Here is a 16,750-nt window from a genome sequence, read left to right as displayed (position 1 = left end):
GTCAGGTTCCGGGCCTGCTGAACCGCCCACTCCCGGGTGGGGTGGGCGGTGACGCCGGTGGTGGGCAGCCGCCGGGTGCCGTGTTCGAGGAACCCGGCCCCGGATCCGCCACGAGCCCCACAGGTCCAGCCCAGCCGGGCAGGACCACCCACCGAAAGGTTCCCCCGACGCCGTCCTCAGGCAGCGAGTCCGGACCGGGGGGCCGCTCGATCGCCGCCGGATCGTCAGACAGGCCGCATGACCTCAGCCGCACCCTCCGGAGTGTCCTCCACTTCCCCTGGCGGGACGTGGTTGCCCTCATAGGTCACGCCCGAGACAGTGACCTTCCCCGTCGCCTGGTCGAGGGGCAAGTACTCAGTCCGCCCGTCGGCCGGCCCCCCGACGAACGTCACCAGCACACTCATCGAGTTCGGTTCCATCGAAGCCGTCGCCTCCACACGCGCTTTGTGAGCCGGGACTGGGGCAGCACCCGCTGGGCCACCGCATCCTGCGAGAGCGACCAGCACGCCCACGCAGCCCACCACCTTGGATATGTGCACTCAGGCATCCTGCCAGGTCCAGGCCCTGTTAGTCCGGCAGAGGCGATCTTGTGACGTCGCGGCGGACGCACCTCAGCCCGACGCCTGCTGCAGGTCGTCGGGTTCGCAGAAGAAGAGGCCGGTGGTGTTGACCGCGGCGCTCCTGCGGAACTGGAAGGGGACGGCCTTTCCGAACGTGTTCATGTTGAGCTGGCCTTCCCTTGATCGCGTTCGAATGAATCGCATTCGATGCTCACCCGGGGCGGGCTCAAAGCGGCGGTGAGCTGCATGAATGAGGTTTCGGCAGGGGCAGCGTGGAGAAGGCGACGACCGGGCCTTAACCGTCAAGCGGCGCGTGTGGGTGCTGGTTCGGACCCGGGTTCGTACTGCGACGCCCGGCGACTGGCATGATGGCAGCCATGGTGACGGTCGCCGACTGCGAGCGGGTGCAGACCAACTGGTTCCGGATTCGGGCGACGGAGCTCGGCGGCAGGGTCTGGACCGATGGGGGCCTGCTGTGGACCGACGGTCCCGACGGAGTGAACCTGATGTTCCCGCGGGCACTCACGACAGCGGCAGTGCGCCGGGGCGTCGACCGGGCGCGCGGCCGCGGCATAGTCGGAGCCTGGCTCGGCACCGACGTCGACCCGGCCCCGCTGGCCGAGGCCGGATTCGAACGGGGTTGGTCACCGTGGTGGATGACCGCTGACCTCGCAGACGTCCCCCAGACGCGGGATCCGCGCGTCAGGCTCGAGCAGGACAGCCTGGACTACCGGGGTGAACACGCCTCCTACCGGGACCAGTTGGCCCTCTCCTTGCTCCAACCGCCAATCGCCTGGTACGCAGCCGCCCACACCCCGGAGAGCGGCCGATTCGCCGGACGTGCATGGTCGTTCCGGGACAGGGACCTCGCGGGCGTCTTCGACATGGAAGTCTGGCCCGGATTCCAACGGCGCGGCCTGGGAAGCGGCCTGCTGGCCACCGTATGCGCGGCCGCACGGCAGGCGGGTGCGAAGCACGCCGTCCTCAACGCCACCCCCGAGGGAAAGCTTCTCTACAGCGCCAGGGGCTTCCGGCAGATCGGTGAAGGTATCACCTGGTGGCACCGTGGGGAGGGCGCCTGACAGGCACGGTGCCGCGCCAGGATGCGGATGCACCGGCTGGTGTGCTCGATCACCGCACAGGGACCTCCGCGATACGGCGGAGGACCTCGGTCACGGAATTCGTGGCGGGCGAAAGACGAAGCGGTTCCACCTACCACTGTGCGGGTGACGGTCGATCACCTCGCGCGGTCAGGCGGCGTGGTCGTACCCGTGGAGGATGCCGCCGAGTCGGTCGCGTTTTCGTACGTCGAGGCGGTCGGTCCGGCCCCCTCCAGCTCCGGCACCTCGCCGTTGGTGCCGATCAGCCACCGTTTCTCGCTCGCCGATCAGCTGGATCAGGAAGCGCAGTTCGTCCTTGCCCATCACCGTGAACGGCGGCTGCTTCCGCCCGGACATCGTGTCGAGCCTTGCGAAGCCCCTTCGGTACGCAGGTGGCAGCCTGGCGTCACTTGAGCAGGTCGCGGTGCCGGCGCAGGATCGTGTCGGGGCAGGGGCCGGCATGCTTCTCCCGGTCACCCTCCGAGCCTGGCTCGCGATGGCAGGTTCTTGTCAAAAATCTTGCCCAAATCTCTTTTCTCTCGGGCGCTTTGCTGCCTGCGGACGTGATCGTGTGGCTTCGAACGGTCCACATCCACGTTCGTTGGGGAGACTCCGTGCACGCACGATCCCGCAAGAGACACTGGCTGACGATCTCGGCCGTCACCGCGCTGGCAGCGTTGTTCGCGATACCGGCCGGGGCCGCGCCCGGGCATCCGGCCACCCATCCACGGGCGTTCAGCGCCACCGTCACCGCGGCTGACGGAGGTGGCGACGACGACGGCGGCGAGGAGTCAGACGAGATCGCCGAGGGTGCCGACCAGTTCGCCGAAGCGCGTACCTCTCCGGGGACCATCGCCCCCGGAGCCTTCTCCGCCGCGTGGGACGCGCTGAACAAGCTGCCTGAATACGGCGGCAGCTGGAGACACCTGACCGGCCTGCCGTACAACTCCGACGACCCCCGCTACCGCGACTTCAGCTCCAACTCCAGTGGTGGCTCGGGTCTGGTGACCGGACGCGCCGCCGCCCTCGCGGCCGACGACGACGGGTACGTCTACGAGGGCAGCGCCGGCGGCGGTGTCTGGCGGTCGGCGACCGGCGGTGGCCACTGGCAGCCGATCAGTGACGCGCTGCCCTCCCAGGCCACAGGTGCCCTCGCCTTGGACAGCCGGGGCCGGCTTTGGCTGGGCACCGGCGAGGCGACGACGAACGCGGACGCCTACCTGGGCAGCGGGGTGTACCTGCTGGCACATCCGCACAACGGCACTTTCACCACGCACGACCGGGTCGGTGGCGGCGAACTGGACTCCACCACCATCCACACCCTGCGCTTCGGCGGCGACAAGGTCTGGGCCTCGACGAGCCGCGGCGTGTGGAGCCACTCCACGACCGATCTGCACGGCCCGTGGAAGCTGGAGTTCGCCCCCAACCCCGCCTACCTGCCCGGCGGTTCGCTGGCGAGCGACCCGAACGCGCCCTACAAGAACATCGCCAACGACGTCGCGATCGACCCAAAGAACCCGTCGAACGTACTGCTGGCGATCGGCTGGCGCAGCGGCGACACCTACAACGGCTTCTACCGCAAGACCGGCGGCACCTGGACCCGCGTGAACTCGCTGGGCGCCCTGCCCACCGACGCGGACACGGTCGGCAACGTGACCTTCGCCCGGTCCAAGGACGGCTCGCGCTACTACGCGATCAACCAGTCCCCGACCGCGCTGAACACCGACCCGGACAGCAATCTGGACGGCATCTACGTCTCCAAGGCCGGTGACCCGTTCGGCAGCTGGACCCGCATCGCGGACACCGAGACGCTGGCCGCCTCCGGCTCCGCGCTGGACGAGCCGGGCTTCATGCCGGGCGTCCAGGCCTGGTACAACGAATTCCTCCAGGTCGACCCCACCAACGCCGACCACGTCTACGCCGGCCTTGAAGAGGTCTACGAGACCAAGGACACCGGCGCCAACTGGTCGACGGTGGGCCCCTACTGGAACTTCGGCTTCCCCTGCTGGAGCATCGACCCGGCCAAGCAGACCGGTGACTGCAATCCCACCACCCACTCCGACCAGCACGCGGTCACCATCGGCAGCAACCACGGCAAGGCGTACGTCTACGTGGGCAACGACGGCGGCGTCTACAAGCGCCCGCTCAGGGGGCAAACCGACGCGGACGGGCACGCCACCGACTGGGTGTCCACCAACGACGGCACCATCGACACCCTCCAGTACTACTCCGTGGGCATCGGCACCGACCCCGCCAAGCACGGCGTGTCGTTCAACGGCGGCCTGCAGGACAACGGCCAGTCCATCCTGCGGCCCGGCGACAAGGTGATGGGCTCCAACTTCGGCGGCGACGGCGGTGACACCCTCACCGACCCGGCCAACGGCTGCAACATCGCCCAGGAATACGTCTATCTCGCCGTCAACGTCACCCAGAACTGCGCGGTCAACAACGGAGCCTGGGTCGACGACCCGACCAAGGTCACCAGCTACGACGTCGCCCCGCCCGACAACGAGACCGGCGCCGCCCGCTTCATTGCCCCGCTGACCACGGACACCCGCAACAGCAGCACCTGGATCGCCGGCGGCCAGCACGTCTGGGTCCAGACCCACGGATACGCCATCCGCAGCGGCGACGAGTGGACGGACGCCTTCGACCTCGGCGACGGCCACACCGCCACCGCGGTGGCAGCCCAGGGCGGCAAGGTCTACGCCGCCTGGTGCGGGCCCTGCAACAACCAGGGCTTCACCCGCGGCATCGCGGTCGGCAACGCCGACGGCACCGGCTGGCACCAGGTCAGCCTGCCCGCCACCGGCGCCGACGGCACCGTACCCAACCGCTACCTGGCCGGCCTGGCCATCGACCCGGCCAACTCCGACCACGTCTACCTTGCCGTCAACGGCTTCTCCCGCCACTGGACCGAAGGCCCCGGCGCCGGCATCGGCCACGTCTTCGAGTCCACCGACGGCGGCACCAAGTGGAAGGACGTCTCCGCCAACCTGCCCGACGTGCCCACCGACTCCCTGCTGGCCCTGCCCGGCGGTGGACTGGCCCTGGCCACCGACCTCGGCGTCGTCTACCGCGCCCCGCACCACACCACCTGGAGCCGTGTCGGCAACCTGCCGGCCGTGGCCGTCCTCCAGCTCAAAACCGGCCCGGACGGGCGGATCTACGCCGCCACCCACGGCCGCGGAATCTACTCGATCGCGCTGAGGTAGCACTCCGGCCCACTCCTTGAGGGCCCCGGCGGTCGCCTGCGCGGTCGCCGGGGCCCTTGTTTTCCGCACATAGAACCGCGGGTGGAGCTGCTCTTCCAGCCGCGCCTGCGGAGGGGACGGATGGTGATCCAGCCGTCAGCAGGAGGACTGGGAGCGAAGGGCGTGGTAATCGGCGCGTCGGTATCGTGGGAGCCGTCGGCGAGCATCTCCCACGCCACAGGCGCGGACGAAGGCGGCCGCTGCCTGGAGGACCAGCGGGTGCGGGTGGTCGCCGGCGGCGGGATGCGGTTGACACCAGGGTGTGTCCGACGTCGGCATCCGGCTGCCGCGGGCCCCGCCGTACAGGTGAAAGATCACGCTGGGCCGTGTATCGAAATGGGATCCGGGGTGGTTCGGATGCTGGTGTGAGGTCCTGGTGACGGCCCTGTCGCGCGGTTTCCGGCGCGATGGGGTAATCAGGAGCGGTGGACAAGGACGCGACCGACCCTTTCGTGCATGTCCGGGGCGCCAGTGAGAACAACCTGCGGAACATCGATGTCGACGTTCCGCGGGACGCGATGGTCGCCTTCACCGGCGTCTCCGGTTCGGGAAAGTCCTCGCTCGCGTTCGGCACGCTCTACGCGGAGGCCCAGCGGCGCTATTTCGAGTCCGTGGCACCGTACGCCCGACGGCTGCTGCAGCAGGTCGGTGCACCGCACGTGCGGGAGATCACCGGACTGCCGCCGGCCGTGGCCCTGCAGCAGCGACGCGGGGCGCCCAGCTCGCGCTCGTCGGTCGGCACCATCACCACGCTGTCCAACCTGCTGCGCATGCTGTACTCCCGCGCCGGCACCTATCCGCCCGGGGCCGCACGGCTGGAGGCCGAGTCCTTCTCGCCCAACACCGCGGCCGGTGCCTGCCCGGTGTGCCACGGGCTGGGGGTCGTGCACGACGTCGCCGAGGACCTGCTGGTCCCCGACCCCTCGCTGAGCGTCCGCGAGGGGGCGATCGCCGCGTGGCCGGGCGCCTGGCAGGGCGCCAACCTGCGCAGTGTCGTGAGCGGCCTCGGGATCGACATCGACCGGCCGTGGCGCAGGCTCAGGAAGAAGGACCGGGACTGGCTGCTGTACACCGACGAGCAGCCCTCCGTGTACATCGAGCCGGAGCGGGACCGCGTCGACTACGGCTACCAGGGCACGTTCTGGAGTGCCCGCAAGCACGTCATGCACGTCCTCGCGGACTCCAAGAGCGACAGGATGCGCGAACGGGCGCTCCGGTTCGTCAGGAGTGTGCCCTGCCCCGAGTGCCACGGCAGCGGGCTGCGGCCCGAGGCGCTCGCCGTGACCTTCGCCGGACGTTCCATCGCCGAGGTCAACGCGATGCCGCTCACCGAGGCCGTGGCGCTGCTGCGGCCCGTCGCGGCGCGCTCCGAGGCCGACGCCACCACGTCGACCGCCCGCTCAGGGGAGACGACCGAGGTCGCGGTCCGGATCTGCGGCGATCTCGTCGCGCGCGTCGACGTACTACTCGACCTGGGCCTCGGATACCTCAGCCTCGGGCGCCCTTCGACGACCCTGTCGCCCGGCGAGGCGCAGCGGCTGCGGATCGCCACCCAACTGCGCTCGGGGCTGTTCGGTGTCGTCTACGTCCTCGACGAACCCTCCGCGGGCCTGCATCCGGCCGACGCGGAACCGCTGCTGGACGTGCTGGACCGCCTGAAGGCGGCGGGCAATTCGCTGTTCGTCGTGGAGCACGACATGGACGTCGTACGGCGGGCGGACTGGGTGGTCGACATCGGCCCCGGCGCGGGGGAGGGCGGCGGACGCGTGCTGTACAGCGGCCCGGTCGCCGGTCTTGAGCGGGTCGGGGAGTCGGCCACGAGCCAGTACCTGTTCGGGCGCGCCCAGCCGCTCGATCACCGCCCGCGCACGCCGCACGGCTGGCTGCGCCTGAGGGGCGTCTCACGCCACAACCTGGACAACGTGTCCGTCGACGTCCCGCTCTGCGTCCTGACGGCGGTGACGGGCGTGTCCGGTTCAGGAAAGTCGACGCTGGTGACGCAGGTCCTCGCCGAGGTCGTCCGCGGCCACCTCGGACTCGTACCCGAGGAGCCGGAGGAGCCCGACGAGGCGCGACTGGAGATCGACGTGCGGGACGCCTCGGGGGTCGAGGCGTTCGACCGGCTGGTCCGGGTCGACCAGCGGCCCATCGGCCGGACTCCCCGGTCCAACCTGGCCACGTACACAGGGATGTTCGACGCGGTGCGCAAACTGTACGCGGGGACGGACGCGGCCAGGGCGCGCGGCTACTCGGCCGGGCGGTTCTCCTTCAACGTGCCCGAAGGGCGGTGCGAGACCTGCCAGGGCGAAGGGTTCGTCGCGGTGGAACTGCTCTTCCTGCCCGGCACCTACGCGCCGTGCCCGACCTGCCACGGCGCCCGGTACAACGCCGAGACGCTGGAAGTCACCTACCGCGGCAAGAACATCGCGGACGTGCTGGGACTGTCCGTCGACGCCGCCGCCGATTTCCTGTCCGCAGTCCCGGCCGCCTCCCGCAGTCTGGAGACATTGCGCGAGGTGGGACTGGGTTACCTGCGGTTGGGGCAGCCCGCGACGGAACTCAGCGGCGGTGAGGCGCAGCGCATCAAGCTGGCCACCGAATTGCAGCGGGCCCGCCGCGGGCACGCCCTCTACCTGCTCGACGAGCCGACGGCGGGGCTGCACCCCGCGGACATCGCGCTGCTGCTGAGGCAGCTGCACCGGCTCGTCGACGCCGGCAACACGGTCGTCCTCGTCGAGCACGACCTCGACACGATCGCCACGGCCGACTGGGTCATCGACCTCGGGCCGGGCGGCGGCGACGCGGGCGGGCGCGTCGTCGCGGCGGGCCCGCCGGCCAAGGTCGCGAAGGCCCGCCGCAGCGCCACCGCGCCCTACCTCGCGGCCCGGCTCGACCCTCCTGACGACGGCGCGAGGGGCTGAGCACCGGCCGCCGGGTTCGGTGCGGCCCGGCCGCTGCGCGTGACCGCGCAGGCAGCACGCGCCCCGGGACCGCGGTTCGGGGCGCCGGCGCCCCGCCCGCAGCCGGCCTGCCGACTGGCAGGCGGCAGGGACACCGCGATGGCCGTACATGTGCCACCGCTGAGTCCTGGCAGGGCGGGCCCTCAGCGCAACCGGGGCGATCGCGTGAGGGTGTCCGACCCGCACAAACGCGCCTCCCCCGTGGTCGGGTGAGGGAAGCGGGCGGGCGCCCCGGCAGGACTCGGACCTGCGGCCAAGCGCTTCGGGCATCGGCACGTGCGGTACCGGAGCCTGACAGGTGGCCGTCTCTCCTCGCGGGTGGCCGCGGCTCCCGCCCCGCGGGGCGGGAGCCGCGGGGCGCGGGCTCAGACGGCCGGGGTGAAGCGGTCCCAGACGCGGTGGCGGGTGAGGAGTTCGGTGAGGGCGTCCAGTGCGGCGCCGGGATCGGTGGCGGTCACAACTCCGGGCGCCTCCGGCGCGATGCCGGCCGCTTCGAGGATGTCTGCGCCGTCCGCCCAGACGCCCAGGGCCTTGCCGTGCCGGTAGGCCTCGGTGACCAGCAGCAGCACCCGCGGGTCGAGACCGGTGGTGGCCGCGGCGTCGTCGTCGACCTTGGCGTCGCGGGCCCCGTAGGCGTCGGCGCCGGGAACGGGCGCGCCCGCGATCACGATGGCGTCGAACTCGGTGGAGCGGGCGGTGGCGAAGGTGCGCTGCACGGTGACGGGGTCGCCGTCCTGGTCGAGGGTCCCGCCGGCCGCGGCGACGACCAGCGGGACCATGCCGGCGTCCAGCGCCGCCCTGCGGACCTGCCGCACGTCGGCCAGGTCCGCGCCGCCCGCGGTGACGATGCCCACGACCCGCCCGTCCACCGGCCACCGGCCGCCCAGTTGGGACAGCGCGGGACTGGGCTGCGGGTCGGCCAGGGCCACGGTCGCCTCGGGCGCGGGCAGCCCGAGGCCGGCGGCGACCTGGGCGCACAGATCGCCGTCGATGTTGGCAAGCACGAGCAGCGCCCGCTCCTTGACCGCCTGCTCCCAGCACTTGTTCAGCTCGAAGGCGTAGGCGGCGACGATGTGTTCGCGCTCGGTGGGCGTCATGCTCAGCCAGAACAGCCGGGCCTGGCTGAAGTGGTCGTCGAACGAGGCGGCCGCCGCGCGGACCTTGGGCCCCCGCTGCACCTCCGCCGGTACCTCGATGTAGGCGCCGGTGTCGGCGCCCGCCACGAACGGGCAGCCGCCGTCGAGGGAGTTGGGGCGGTAGGGCGCCACCCCGCTGTGCACGGCGGTCTGGTGCATGCCGTCCCGCAGCATGTCGTTGACCGGCGCGTGGGTGCGGTTGATCGGCAGCTGGCCGAAGTTGGGACCGCCGAGCCGGCTGATCTGCGTGTCGAGGTACGAGAAGAGGCGGCCCTGCAGCAGCGGGTCGTCGGTGAGGTCGATGCCGGGGACGAGGTGGCCGACGTGGAAGGCGACCTGCTCGGTCTCGGCGAAGTAGTTCGAGGGGTTGGCGTCGAGTGTCATCAGCCCGATCGGCCGGACCTCGGCCAGCTCCTCGGGCACGATCTTCGTCGGGTCCAGCAGGTCGATCCCGTGGAACATCTGGTCCTCGGTGTCGGGGAAGGTCTGCACCCCCAGCTCCCACTGCGGGTGGGCGCCGGCCTCGATGGCGTCCGCGAGGTCGCGCCGGTGGAAGTCGGGGTCCATGCCCGCGGTGATCTGCGCCTCCTCCCACACCAGGGAGTGCACGCCGAGCTTCGGCTTCCAGTGGAACTTCACCAGAGTGGTGGCGCCTTCGGCGTTGACCAGGCGGAAGGTGTGGACGCCGAAGCCCTCCATCATGCGGTACGAGCGCGGGATGCCGCGGTCGGACATGTTCCACAGCGTGTGGTGGGTCGCTTCGGTGTGCAGGGTGACGAAGTCCCAGAAGGTGTCGTGGGCGCTCTGCGCCTGCGGGATCTCCCGGTCCGGGTGCGGCTTGCCGGCGTGGATGACATCGGGGAACTTGATCGCGTCCTGGATGAAGAACACCGGGATGTTGTTGCCGACCAGGTCGAAGACGCCCTCGGCGGTGTAGAACTTCGTCGCGAAGCCCCTGGTGTCCCTGACGGTGTCCGCGGAGCCGCGCGAGCCGAGCACGGTCGAGAAGCGGACGAAGACCGGTGTCTCGGCGTCCTTGGCGAGGAAGGCGGCCTTGCTGATCCCCTCGGCGGTGCCGTAGCCGGTGAAGACGCCGTGCGCCGCCGCCCCGCGCGCGTGCACCACCCGCTCGGGGATGCGCTCGTGGTCGAAGTGGGTGATCTTCTCCCGCAGGTGGTGGTCCTGCAGCAGTACCGGCCCGCGGGGGCCGGCCTTGAGCGAGTGGTCGGTGTCGTGCAGCCGTGTGCCTTGCGCCGTGGTGAGGAACTCACCGCCCTGCGCGACCCTGGCCTGCGCGGTCCGCGTCGGCTGGCCGGTGGGGCTGTAGGTCTCCGGCCCGCGCTGGTCCGGCTTCGGCGGCAGCGGTCCCGCCGGCTCGGTCGGCTCCGCCAGGGAGGGCGCCTGCGGGCCGGGGGAGCCCGGGATCTCGTTCCCCGGGTGCGCGGCCTCCTGGACCTTCTCGACGACCTTGTCGGCGGCAGCCGTCACGGGATTCTTCTTCTTGGCGCTCACGAGGTTCCGATCGTCGGGGAGGGAGTGAAGCGGTGTGTCACGAGAGGGGTCTGTGGGTTCGCAGGATGCGGTTACCCGCATCGATGGATGCGACGCGGCAGCGCACCCGGGAGGCGCACGAATTCATCCGATCAGGTCTGCCGTCACCTGTTTGGTGGAGGGGTTCACGGTGCGCCGGTGCCCTGCGCGATTGCCGGTGACGGACACGGCTCCTTGCGCCGGGAGCGTGCCGCCTCGATCGAGCCGGATACGGTGGGGCTTCAGCGTCGTCGCGCACGGATCACCACAAGCTTTTCCGCGGCCCCGGACGGCCGGAACGCGGGAACAGGTCACGCGGAGGGCCGTGCGGTGGGCAGGACACGTTCGGCTGCGGCGAGCCGGAATTGCTCCAGGGCCGCGCTCTGCTGTTCGGCGCGCTCCACGAGGGTGTCGAGGTGCTCGGCGTACAGGCGCTCGTCTGCGTCCGCCAGGGCGCGCAGGGTGCGCCAGCACGCTGCCTTGCCCTGGACACCCAGCAGCATGGATTCCAGTTCCAGCAGGTCGCTGAGCGGGGAGCGGGAGAAGATATGGCCGTTGGGCTTGAGGCGGCCTGCCTTCTCGGCCAGCCAGCCGAGTGCGACCTTGGCCTGGTCGGTGGACACACCCAGGTCGGCCATGATCTGCGTCAGCGAGTCGCGATCCTGCTCCACCTGGCGGCTCAGTTCGGCCAACTCCGAGCCGTACTCCCGGCCCTGCTGTGTCTGCGCGGCCCGGCGGAAGAGCTCAAGGCCGGCCGTCGCTCCTGACAGGTGGTCGTTGAGGTAGACGGCGAGCAGGCCCGCACCGGCGGGTGCGGCTTTCGCCGGTCCGCCTCCCCGCTGCCGGGCTCGGTCGTCTTCGGTGGGGTGCATTTCGCGGTGGACGGTTTCGCCGAGTTCGGCCCAGCTGTCCTCGAATTTGGTCAGTCCTTCGCGTTCCAGGGTGTCGGTGACGTCCGTGAAGTCGATACCGATCGCCGCCAGGGCTTCGAGGTGGGCGGCCGCGGCGCCGTAGCCGATGGTGGCCGGGGGCTGGGCGGGGAGGGTGCCGTGATCGGCGAAGGCTTCCAGGGTGCTGCCGGGCATGGTGTTCACGGTGCCGGGGACGGCGAGCTCGCGGACGTACAGGGTGTCGGGGTAGTCCTTGTTCTTGACGCCGGTGGACGCCCACAAGGGCCGCTGCGGACGGGCGCCGGCGGCGGCCAGGGCCTGCCAGCGCGGCCCCGCCGTCATCTCCTCGTAGGCCTGGTGGGCCAGGCGGGCGTTGGCGACGGCGGCCTTGCCCTTCAACGCCGCCGCCTCGGGGGTGCCGATCCCGTCCAGGCGGCGGTCGGTCTCGGTGTCGACCCGCGAGACGAAGAACGAGGCGACGGAGTGGATCCGTGAGAGGTCGTGTCCGGCCTGTTGCGCCTGCTCCAGCCCGGTGAGATAGGCGTCCATCACCGCGCGGTAGCGGTCCAGGGAGAAGATCAGGGTGACGTTGACGCTGATGCCTGCGGCGGTGGCCGCGGTGATCGCGGCCAGCCCCTCGCGGGTGGCAGGGATCTTCACCAGCAGGTTCGGCCGGTCGACCGTCTCCCACAGTCTGCGCGCCTGCTCGATGGTGGCGTCGGCGTCACGTGCCGACCGGGGGTCGACCTCGATCGAGACCCGCCCGTCGACCCCGCCGGTGCGCTCATGCACCGGGGCGAGAACATCGCAACCCTCCCGGACGTCGTCGGTGGTCAGCGCGAACACCGCGTCGTCGACGCTCCCGCCCTTGGCGCCCAGAGCACGCAATTGCTCGTTGTACCGCTCGCCCTTTGACAGCGCCGAGGCGAAGATCGTGGGATTTGTCGTCACTCCCACCACATGCCGGTCCGTGACAAGCCTCTGCAGCTCACCGCCGGCCAGCAACTCGCGTGAGAGATCGTCCAACCACACGGACACCCCTGCGGCGGACAGAAGGGCAAGCGGATCGGACTCGGGAGAGGACGCGGATGAAACGGACACCTGAAACCTCCATCGGGTGTGCGGCGCCGGCCGGTGCACGTGGCCCGTGCTCTCCGGGCGCTCTCCGGCGTGCAATGTGAGAGCTGAGCTGGGGGGAAGGGCTCGCGCGGGTCGCTGGTCCGGCTCTCCGGCCGGAGAGCCGCTGTCGACCCCTGGGCTGACGCCTGTTGTCCCAAGCTTCACCCGCCCCTGACCGCTTCGCCTGTCCCCGTCGGCCCGTCCTATCCGCATGTGGGCGCAAAAACATGGGCGGACCTCATCAGCGGCCCGGCGAAGCCCTCCCGTACCCCCGCGCAGGACACGTCGGATCGAAGCGGCCGCGGTGCCCTGCCGCCCCGGGCTGTCACCGCCCGGATCGGGTCAGTCCGGTCGCGGGGTGCGAAGCGCCGGCGACGTCGGCACCGGCGGCGGCGTCGCGGCGTGAGCGGCCGGCCCCGTGCCAGTCCAGGCACATCACGGTCGCGTCGTCCCTGAGGTGGCCCTCGTTGGCGTCGACCACCGCTGCGATCAGGGCGCGGGCGGCCTCGCGGGGGTGCAGTGCACGGGTCTCGATGATCAGGTCCGACAGGTCCAGGCCCTGGGCGTTTCGTTCCAGCATGCCGTCGGTGAGCATCACCAGGCGGTCGCCTGGCCTCAGGTCCAGCGACTGCACGCGGTAGGTGTGCCGGAGCCGGACGCCGAACGGCAGATCGACCTTGGGGCTGATCTGCGACACGCTGCCGTCCCGGATCCGCAGCGGCCAGGGGTGCCCGGCGTTGACGAACTCCGCCGCACCGTCGAGCAGGCTGATGCGCAGCAGCTGACCGGTGACGTAGCCCTCGCGGGCATGGTCCTGCATGGCCTGGTCGGCCTGGCGGGCCTGCTCCACGAGGGCGGCGCCCGCCCGCCGCGCCCGCCGCAGAGCCCCCACGACGAGGGTGGCCAGGAGTGCCGCCCGCACGTCGTGGCCCATGGCGTCGGTGACAGAGAGCTGGACGGTGTCACGGTCGAGCACGTAGTCGAACGTGTCGCCTCCGACGTGCTCGGCGGGTTCCAGGGCCCCGGCGACGGCGAACTGCGCCGCCTCGCATGCCAGAGAGGTCGGGAGCAGGCGGTGCTGGATCTCCGCGGCCAGGCTCAGCGGGACGGTACGGCGGCCCCACTGGTAGACATCGGTGTAGGAGCGGTTGGCGATGACGATGTAGGCCAGCGCGTGCGCGCTCTCGGCGATCTCCCGCATCACCTCCCCGTCCGGCGCCGAGGGCAGGAACAGCTCCAGGAGTCCGATGGCGTCCCCGCGGTTGGTCACCGGGGCGACGACGCGGACGTAGGTCCCCCTGCCCCTGTCCCGCACCTGCGGCTGCTGGGTGCGGATCACGTCGTCGTACAGGGTGCCCCGCAGGGGGATGCGCCGGGCCGGCTCTCCGGTCTCGATGCTGCCCGCGGCCCCGAGCCGGACGACCGAACTTCCGGAGAAATCGGTGATCAGGAACGACACCGACTCCGCGCCGAGGCGATCCTTGAGCAGCCGCGCGACCACATCGAGGGACTCCACGGGCGCTGCGGCCTCCGCCGCCGCCAGCACCCCCGCCAGCGTCGTTGCTCCGTCCCGGCGGTCCCCGCCGCTGGTCAGGTCGGGCTGTTCGCCCTCTTTCGTCTCCTCCGCGTTCACGCTCTACTCCTCACTGCTCGACGACGGAAGGCCCTGGCCCGGCTGCCCGCAGCCGGTGCCGACCGCCCCGCACAGCTCCCTGTGGGTGGCGGTCCGGGGTCCTTCCCCCGCGAATCCTGCACTTGAGCCTGCCCCGAACGACGGTGTGTAGCTCTGGCGATGCCTGAGAGCACATGCACCGGTCCCTGGCCGCGGAGTGGGCAGGGACCGGTGGTCGGGCTGCGCGAGGGTGCGTGGTGGCAGGGAATGATGCGGTATGAAACGGGGTGAAATCCGTGAAAATACCGATGAGGGATATTTCGTCATCGCCGGTGGTGGGCGTTGGAGTGCGACGAATCCTGCCGGCTCGATCAAATAGTGCATTTCGGGGTAATCGTGGAAGGGGATCGGCGGACAGGAGCGCGGCATGGTCACACACGCGACGATCTCCGAGGTGACCGGGTGAGCTGGCGCAGCAGCTGCGCACCTCGTACCGCGGTTCCTGCGGAGAAGCGTCGACCGTCCGGCCGGCTGCACCATCTGCCGCCTGGGAGCTGCGTGGGCTCTCTGCGCCGGCGTGTCCGCCTGGGGGAGGGCAGGAACCGCGGGGATCGCGGTCGACTGACCGCAGCTGGGATCGCCGCTCCCGTTCAGGGCTTGCGGGCGTCGCCGCCGCGGGTGTCGCGGAGGCGGTCGGTGTGCCGGGTGACGTCGTCGACGCGGGTGGCGAGGTCGGGGTGGCCGCTTCGCAGGTGGGGGCGGATGGCTGTCAGGGGGCTGAGCAGGCTGGCGGTGTCGTCCGCGGCGAGTGCCGTGTCGAGGTCGCCGAGGGCGGTGCGGGCGGCGGCGGGTAGGTCGGTGAGCGTGGTGATCTGGCCGGCGAGTCGGCGCAGGTCGGCCGCGTTGCTTCTGGCCCAGGTGTCGACGGTCCGGTCGGCGGCGCGCTGGTTGCGGGTGGCGTTGACGCGTTCCTCGCCGGTGGAGCCGGGTGGGCCGGGGCGCAGGCGCAGGTAGCGGCGTTCCGCGGCCTGGCGGCTGGCGACGCCCAGGGGGTTCGCCAGGTCGGCCCAGCTGGCTCCGGCCGTTCGGGCCGTCTCGATGAGGCCGGTTTCCCATCCGGCGAGCTGTTCGCGCACTTCGCGCAGCAGGAGCAGGGAGTCCAGGGCCTGCTGCGCGCCTTCGCCGGGTTCCGGGTCGGCGCCGGGCTGCGCGGTACTGGCGTGGCGCAGCGCTGTCCTGATGGTCTCCAGCGCTGCGGCGGCCGCGAGGAATGAGGTGGCCGTGCCGTGTTGCGGCGGTGGGGGCGGTGGCGTGGGGTCTGCTGTCACGGTGCCTCTCCTTTGGTGTCACCCTCCGGGTGACGAGGTTGTTTGTCATCCGATGGATGACATGCTACAACAGTGGGCAGGTGAACGACACCCGGCAGAAACTGCCCGACTTCCTGGAGGTGTTCCGCGATGCTGATGCGTACCGACCCCTTCCGTGAACTGGACCGACTCACCGAGCAGCTCATGCGCTCCGGCACCTGGACGAGGCCGGCGGCGATGCCCATGGACGCGTACCGCGACGGCGAGGAGTACGTGGTGTCCTTCGATCTGCCCGGGGTGTCCCCGGAGGCGATCGACATCGACATCGAGCGCGACACCCTGACCGTCAAGGCCGAGCGGCGCCCCGCCCCGCAGGGCGACGCTGTGCAGGTGGACGTGTCCGAGCGGCCGCTCGGCGTCTTCTCCCGCCGGATCCTGCTGGCCGACGCCCTGGATACCGAGCGCATCCGGGCCGACTACGAGGCCGGGGTGCTGACGCTGCGCATCCCGATCGCCGAGCGTGCCAAGGCCCGCAAGGTCACCGTCGGCGCGGGAGCGGCCCGGCAGGAGATCACCGGCTGACTCCCGGCCCGTCGCCGGCCGAGGGCGGCTGCGTCTCCCGGTACGCCGCCCCGGCCGTCCCCCTTCCCCCTTCCCCCTGCCGGTGGCCGGCCCGTTCTGCGGGCCGGCCACCGGCCGAGACGAAAGGCTCGCTCTCCACCCATGTCCGCGCAGCCCGGACAGCGCCGGATCGCACCGGCGCTCAGCTACGACCTGATGCTCGAACGCATCCGCTACGACGGCGCCTACCCGACCCGGGAACGGGCCGACGAGGTCACACGTTCCGTACTCGGGGCGCTGGGGGCCCAACTCGGCGGCGGCCTGCGCGGCGAACTCGCCGCGCACCTGCCCGCCGAGGCCGTCCGCGCCCTGGACGCGGGAGCTCCCGCCCCGCGATCCCTCACCGGCTGGGGCTTCGTGCAGGACCTCGCCGCCCGCACCGATGTGAGCCCGGCCGTCGCCCGCTGGAATGCCAGTGCCGTGCTCAGCGCTGTCGCCGCGCTGGTGCCCGCTGATCTGCTCACCCGCGTTCTCGCCGAACTCCCCTGCAACTACGCCCTGTTGTTCGGACAGGCGGAACTCGCCCAAGCTGCCTGACCGGCTGCCTGGCAAACTGCACCGAGATTGTGTGCATGACTGGTGCCCGTGGGGGCATCAGGACGCCTGAACCGGAGCCCGAGAGGTGATGACATGACCATTGACCATGCTGTGAAGGACGCGG

At 71.1% G+C, this 16,750-nt stretch carries 10 protein-coding genes; 6 read left to right on the top strand and 4 right to left on the bottom strand.

Annotation, left to right across the window (positions count from 1 at the left end):
• Positions 1-937: 937 nt before the first annotated feature.
• The 4 genes from ACGFMP_RS14310 (at position 938) to uvrA (ending at position 7,835) form a co-directional block, all read left to right on the top strand.
• On the top strand, positions 938-1,642 hold the full coding sequence (locus ACGFMP_RS14310) for a GNAT family N-acetyltransferase (RefSeq protein ID WP_393672535.1): 705 nt from the start codon (positions 938-940) through the stop codon (positions 1,640-1,642).
• A 144-nt stretch (positions 1,643-1,786) separates the two neighbouring features.
• The gene (locus ACGFMP_RS14305) at positions 1,787-2,074 is read left to right on the top strand and encodes a hypothetical protein (RefSeq protein ID WP_393672534.1); all 288 of its coding nucleotides are present in this window, start codon (positions 1,787-1,789) and stop codon (positions 2,072-2,074) included.
• 200 nt (positions 2,075-2,274) lie between these two features.
• Positions 2,275-4,875: a glycosyl hydrolase gene (locus tag ACGFMP_RS14300; RefSeq protein ID WP_393672533.1), complete on the top strand. Its 2,601-nt coding sequence runs from the start codon at positions 2,275-2,277 to the stop codon at positions 4,873-4,875.
• 464 nt (positions 4,876-5,339) lie between these two features.
• Entirely contained in the window at positions 5,340-7,835 is a 2,496-nt protein-coding gene (gene uvrA / locus ACGFMP_RS14295; protein ID WP_393672532.1) for an excinuclease ABC subunit UvrA, read from the top strand.
• 404 nt (positions 7,836-8,239) lie between these two features.
• Here the strand turns inward: uvrA and ACGFMP_RS14290 are convergent, their stop codons facing one another.
• The 4 genes from ACGFMP_RS14290 to ACGFMP_RS14275 form a co-directional block, all read right to left on the bottom strand.
• On the bottom strand, positions 8,240-10,522 hold the full coding sequence (locus ACGFMP_RS14290; protein ID WP_393672530.1) for a catalase: 2,283 nt from the start codon (positions 10,520-10,522) through the stop codon (positions 8,240-8,242).
• A 329-nt stretch (positions 10,523-10,851) separates the two neighbouring features.
• Positions 10,852-12,762: a transaldolase gene (tal, locus tag ACGFMP_RS14285; RefSeq protein ID WP_393672528.1), complete on the bottom strand. Its 1,911-nt coding sequence runs from the start codon at positions 12,760-12,762 to the stop codon at positions 10,852-10,854.
• A gap of 112 nt (positions 12,763-12,874) precedes the next feature.
• Positions 12,875-14,104 (bottom strand): PP2C family protein-serine/threonine phosphatase, encoded by a 1,230-nt coding sequence (locus ACGFMP_RS14280; protein WP_393672821.1) that lies wholly within the window; start codon positions 14,102-14,104, stop codon positions 12,875-12,877.
• Between the two features lie 707 nt (positions 14,105-14,811).
• On the bottom strand, positions 14,812-15,489 hold the full coding sequence (locus tag ACGFMP_RS14275; RefSeq protein ID WP_393672527.1) for a type III effector protein: 678 nt from the start codon (positions 15,487-15,489) through the stop codon (positions 14,812-14,814).
• Positions 15,490-15,618: 129 nt separating this feature from the next.
• On the opposite strand from ACGFMP_RS14275, the gene ACGFMP_RS14270 reads away from it, so the two are divergent.
• Both ACGFMP_RS14270 and ACGFMP_RS14265 read left to right on the top strand, forming a co-directional pair.
• Positions 15,619-16,050 (top strand): Hsp20/alpha crystallin family protein, encoded by a 432-nt coding sequence (locus ACGFMP_RS14270; RefSeq protein WP_393672526.1) that lies wholly within the window; start codon positions 15,619-15,621, stop codon positions 16,048-16,050.
• Between the two features lie 141 nt (positions 16,051-16,191).
• Positions 16,192-16,626 carry a DUF2267 domain-containing protein gene (locus tag ACGFMP_RS14265; RefSeq protein ID WP_393672525.1) on the top strand — a complete coding sequence of 145 codons (435 nt, stop codon included), beginning with the start codon at positions 16,192-16,194 and terminating at the stop codon, positions 16,624-16,626.
• Positions 16,627-16,750 lie beyond the last annotated feature (124 nt).

Source organism: Streptomyces sp. NPDC049040 (assembly GCF_043197715.1).
In the GTDB taxonomy this organism is placed as follows: Bacteria; Actinomycetota; Actinomycetes; order Streptomycetales; family Streptomycetaceae; genus Actinacidiphila.
This window is presented reverse-complemented; position numbering and strand designations above follow the sequence as displayed.

Excerpts from the sequence above, each read along its gene's own strand:
- ACGFMP_RS14310 (WP_393672535.1), top strand. The coding sequence starts at position 938 with ATGGTGACGGTCGCCGACTGCGAGCGGGTGCAGACCAACTGGTTCCGG.
- tal (WP_393672528.1), bottom strand. The coding sequence starts at position 12,762 with ATGCGGATAGGACGGGCCGACGGGGACAGGCGAAGCGGTCAGGGGCGG.
- ACGFMP_RS14270 (WP_393672526.1), top strand. The coding sequence starts at position 15,619 with ATGCTGATGCGTACCGACCCCTTCCGTGAACTGGACCGACTCACCGAG.
- ACGFMP_RS14265 (WP_393672525.1), top strand. The coding sequence starts at position 16,192 with ATGTCCGCGCAGCCCGGACAGCGCCGGATCGCACCGGCGCTCAGCTAC.